We start from the raw sequence: 5,318 nt of genomic DNA, 5'->3' as shown, positions 1-5,318 counted from the left end.
AAGATACGGCTGAGACCGGTCAAATGGGATGAAACTGCTCATCTCACCACCTTACAACCTTACCCCTTCACAGGGTACCCCAACCCGACAGGCTGTTAGAGGTTTCTCAAAAATTGCAACGTTGCAATTTTCCAGCGACAATCCATTTTAACTATCGGTCGACTGTGAAAATTTAAACGACTGCAACATAGCGATCGGACGTGCGACTACCCGCTTTTTCGTAAGATTCAAGCTGAACGGGTGGTAAGTCCGCTTCCAGAAGAAGAATAAGATTAAGAGATTAGTCCGCAAAGTCATTTAGGGATTGGCACCAGATCGACCAGCACGCCGCAAGGGGGAGCTCCTCCCCGTGCTCGGCGTCTGCGTCGCCTGCGCGCGGGTCCGGTGCTGCCGCTACGCGGCACCCTTGCCCCGCACTGCCCGACCCGGTCGCAATAAGAGCTGAAGGAAAGAGTAATCAGGCTGCATAACCTGATTGGCACGCCCGTTCCTGACATCCCGAAAACCTGACCCGGAAACATCCCGGCCTGCAGAGGCAGCGCCGGGCGCCGGCGTTTGTACGGAGCACGGCCATGTCGTTCCAGCTCAACCTCTTTGGCACAACCGCTCTCGCAGATACCCAGAACGACCTTTTCTGGGGCGAACTTGAAGGCGAAGACGGCGCGCCCCCCGTCCCGCCCGCCGCTCCGGCCGCGATGGTCCTTCCCCAGATCGACTTTCGTATGGCGGCCGACCGAGGCCTCGCTGACACCTGGAAACAGCGGGCCCGTGACAATGCGCTGGCTATCGCGCTGCTCAAGGAGATCGAAGAAGCTGACCAAAACGCCTCTTCCCCCGAACAGATCATCCTGTCACGCTTCATTGGCTTTGGAGCAGGAGAACTGGCGAACAACCTGTTTCCGTCCGGAAGCGATAGCGCCCGCCCAGGCTGGGAAGAAATTGGCGAAGCGATCCATGCCTCCACAACAGACGTTGAAAGGGCAGGACTGAAACGCGCGACACAATATGCGCATTTTACCCCTGAACTGATCGTGCACGCACTCTGGAACAAAGTGCTGCAGATGGGCTTCAGAGGCGGTTCCGTGCTTGAACCCGGCTGTGGGACCGGTCTTTTCATCGCGGCCCGACCGGAAAGGCTCGAGGGACGCATCGCCTTTACCGGGATCGAGAATGATCCGATTACGGCAAGGATTGCGCGCAGGCTCTATCCGAACCAGTGGATCCGCAGCGAGGATTTCACGACAGTGAAGCTCGCAAACGGCTATGACCTTGCGATCGGTAATCCACCCTTTTCCAATCGCACCGTGCGTGGCCCGGAAGGCCTGGGGCGGCTTGGCCTGAGCCTGCATGATTTTTTCATTGCCCGATCCATCGAAGCACTCCGCCCGGGCGGCATCGCAGTTTTCGTGACGTCCCGCCATACGCTGGACAAGACAGACAGCACCGCGCGCCGGACCATCGCCGAGATGGCTGACCTCGTGGGGGCGGTCCGGCTTCCGGCCGGGGCGATGCGCGATGATGCCGGCACGGACGTGGTGGTGGACGTGCTGGTGTTCCGCAAGCGCAAGATCGGCGACATGGTCGACGATGAGACCTGGCTGGAGACCGACACCCTTGCGGATAGCGACCAGGGTAACGGTCCGCTCCTCGTCAATCGCTACTTCCTCGACCATCCGGAGCAGGTGCTCGGTCGCCACGGCTGGACCACTACCCAGTTCGGTCCCGACTACACGTGCAACGCGACTGACGGCTTCAGGCTCGATGTAATGTTGCCCGAGGCCCTGAGCCGGATCGGGCAGGACGTGCGCTTTCCGGAACCCCTGGACCAGCGCATTGTCCGGCCGGCAGGATCCGGTGTGCTGGTCGGCACGGCTGCCGATGGCGCCCAGCTGAAAGAAGGCTCCTACTTCGTCACGAAAGGTGTCCTGCAACAGATCTGCGACGGCCAGGCCGCCACGGTCGCCATCAGGAAAGGGGATCAGAAGGACGGCCTCTTCCAGAAGCATGCCCGGATCATTACCGCGCTGATACCCGTCCGGGATGCGGCACGCGCGGTGCTGCGGGCACAGATGGAGAACCTGCCCTATGGACGCCTCCAGGGTGATCTGAAGCATGCCTATTTCAGCTTTGTCCGACAGTTCGGCCCGATCAACCTGATGAATGTGACAGTCAGGATCGATCCGGAAACCGGGGTCGAAAACGAAACCCAGCGGCGGCCAAACCTGACGCCATTTTACGATGATCCCGACGTCTGGCTGGTCTCGTCCATCGAGGAATACGACGAGGCGTCACAGAAAGGCCGGATGGGACCAATTTTCTCGGAGCGGGTCATTCATGCGCCTGTCGAACCCGAGATCCATTCCGCCCATGACGCCCTGGCCGTCTGCCTGCATGAAACAGGCGGCGTGGAAATGCCGCGGATCGCGGAACTCATGGGGCAGTCCGAAGCTGAGGTCGCGGCCGCACTGGGGGATGCGGTCTATCTCGATCCGGTAAGAAGCGTGGATGGTCGCGATGTCTGGGTCACGGCTGATGAAATGCTCTCCGGCGCCGTGCGGACCAAGCTGGAAGAGGCACGCGATGCAGCCCGGATCGATGGGCGCTACGCCCGGAACGTCACGGCGCTGGAAGCCGTCCAGCCAGCCGATCTGCGTCCGTCGGAGATCACCGCGCGCCTTGGCGCTCCCTGGTTGCCGGTCAGCGACATCATCGCCTTTACCGCCGAAGTGCTCGGGGTCGAAACGGTCATCTATCACGCGCCTGCGGTCGCCTGCTGGACCGTGGAGAAACGGGCGTTCATGGGCAAGGCCGAGGCAACGTCAGTCTGGGGAACGGAACGGCGACATGCCGGCGAACTGCTGGAAGATGCCCTGACGCAGGCATCGCCAAAAATATGGGATGTCTGGCGTGATGGCGATGGCAAAGAGCACCGCGAACTGAACACACAGGAGACGGAAGCCGCAAAGGAAAAACTGGCGGCGATCAGGCGTGCGTTCGAGACATGGGTCTGGCAGGATGGCGATCGGGCCGAGCGGCTGGTCCGGCTGTACAATGACACTTACAACAACCTGGTTGCACGCGCGTTTGATGGCTCCCATCTGCGCCTGCCTGGTGCAAGCACCACGATCAGCCTGCGCCCCCACCAGAAACGGGTGATCTGGCGGATCATCGCCGCGGGCGGCACGTATATCGCGCACGCGGTCGGTTCGGGAAAGACCTTCTCGATGGTTGCGGCCGTCATGGAGCAGAAGCGGCTTGGCCTGATCAGCAAGGCGATGATCGCCGTCCCCGGTCACTGCCTCGCCCAGATGGCCCGCGAATTCCTCATGCTCTACCCGACCGCACGGATCCTTGTCGCCGACGAGACGAACTTCGTGAAGGCAAAGCGCCAGCGGTTCCTCGCCCGGGCCGCGACCGGAAACTGGGATGCGATCATCATCACGCATGATGCATTCAGGTTCATCCCGGTCGAGGGCGATTTCGAACGCCAGATGATCGAGGCGCAGATCGCGTCTTACGAGGAAGTGCTGGAAAGCGTCGATGCGGCCGACCGCCTGTCGCGCAAGCGGGTCGAGAGCATGAAGGAGAAGATGCAGGCGAAGCTGGAAGGCCTTGCCGCTCGAAAGGACGATCTCGTGCATCTGGGAGAGATCGGCATCGACCAGATCCTCGTCGATGAAGCGCAGCAGTTCCGGAAGCTGAGTTTTGCAACCAACCAGTCCGACCTCAAGGGGGTCGATCCGAACGGCTCGCAGCGGGCCTGGGATCTCTTCGTGAAGACGCGCTACCTGGCGGCAAAAAATCCGGAACGCCCGCTGATCATGGCGTCCGGCTCCCCGATCACCAATACGCTGGCCGAGATGTGGACGGTCAGCCGCTATATGGATCTTGAGGCGCTGCAGAAGCGCTACCTGCATGAATTCGATGCCTGGGCAGCCAATTTCGGCGAAACCCGTACCGAACTGGAACTGCAGCCAAGCGGGCTTTACAAGCCGGTCACGCGCTTCACCGAGTTCGTCAACGTCGCCGACCTCATGGCGATGTATCGCGACTTCGCGGATGTCGTGCAGCACGATGACCTGCGCCAGTACGTGACTCTGCCAGCGATCCGGGGCGGACGTCGCGAGATTATTGTCGCGCCGACAAACGATAACTTCAGGGCCTACCAGAAGACGCTGGCGGCCCGCATCAACGCCATCGAAGCACGCCAGGGGCGTCCCCAGAAGGGCGATGACATCCTCCTGTCCGTCATCACGGATGCCCGTCACGCCGCGATCGACCTGCGCTTCGTCGCCCCTCTCGCCGCGAATGACGACACATCGAAGCTGAACCTGATGATCGGGAACGTGTTCCGGATCTGGCAGGAGACATCGGAAAGCCGTTACAGCGATCCTGGAACCGGTCGGCCGTACGGCCTGCCGGGGGCGGTGCAGATGATCTTTTCGGATCTGGGCACCGAGAGCGCGATGGAGACACGCGGTTTTTCCGCCTACACGTGGATCCGCGATGAACTGATCCGCCTGGGCGTGCCGCGCGCGGAAATCGCGTTCATGCAGCACTACAGGAAGAGCGCGGCGAAGCAGAAGCTGTTCGGTGATCTCAATGCCGGCCGCAAGCGGATCCTGATCGGCTCGACGGCGACCATGGGCACCGGCGTCAACGCCCAGCAGCGCCTCAAGGCCCTGCACCATCTCGACGTGCCGTGGCTGGTCTCCGACATCATCCAGCGCGAGGGACGTATCGAGCGGCAGGGCAACCAGCACGCGGAAATCGAACTCTACGCCTATGCCCAGCAGGGTTCTGTTGACGCGACCAACTGGCAGCTCCTCGAGCGCAAGCAGCGCTTTATTGGCCTTGCGATGTCAGGTGACCGTTCCATCCGCCGGATTGAGGACATTGGCGGGGAAGGAGGAAACCAGTTCGCCATGGCCAAGGCGCTCGCCTCAGGCGATGCCCGGCTGATGCACAAAGCCGGGCTGGAGGCCGATCTTGCACGGCTCGAGAGACTGGCGGCCGCCCATTATGACGACCAGTTCGCCGTAAAACGTGCCATCGACCGGGCCGAGCGTGAGATTGCGGGCGCGGAGCGCCAGATCCCGCTTATCGAGGCGGATATCGCCTGCCGCCAGCCCACAAAGGGGGATGCGTTCGTACTGCGTCGGGACAAGGGTGTTAAGCGGCATGGAAAAGTGACCCCTTCGGAAGGGGGACAGGCAGCTAAAAACGACCCCTTTCTGAGAAACGGGTTCACGATGGCCTTCATGCTGAATGGAGGCCCGGTTTGGGATGCTTGTTGTGGAAACAATTGGAAAGATCCG

1 protein-coding gene is annotated in these 5,318 nt (G+C 61.3%); it reads left to right on the top strand.

All coding sequences use genetic code 11. The features are described from left to right. Window positions 1-572: 572 nt before the first annotated feature. The coding region (locus CFR80_RS16820) for a lactate dehydrogenase (protein WP_258367921.1) at window positions 573-5,318 on the top strand (4,746 nt) is incomplete at its 3' end.

Origin of the sequence: Komagataeibacter oboediens (genome assembly GCF_003207815.1) — a bacterium.
GTDB lineage: Bacteria > Pseudomonadota > Alphaproteobacteria > Acetobacterales > Acetobacteraceae > Komagataeibacter > Komagataeibacter oboediens.
The sequence above is the reverse complement of the archived record's forward strand: the minus strand, read 5'-3'. Positions and strand labels throughout refer to the sequence as shown.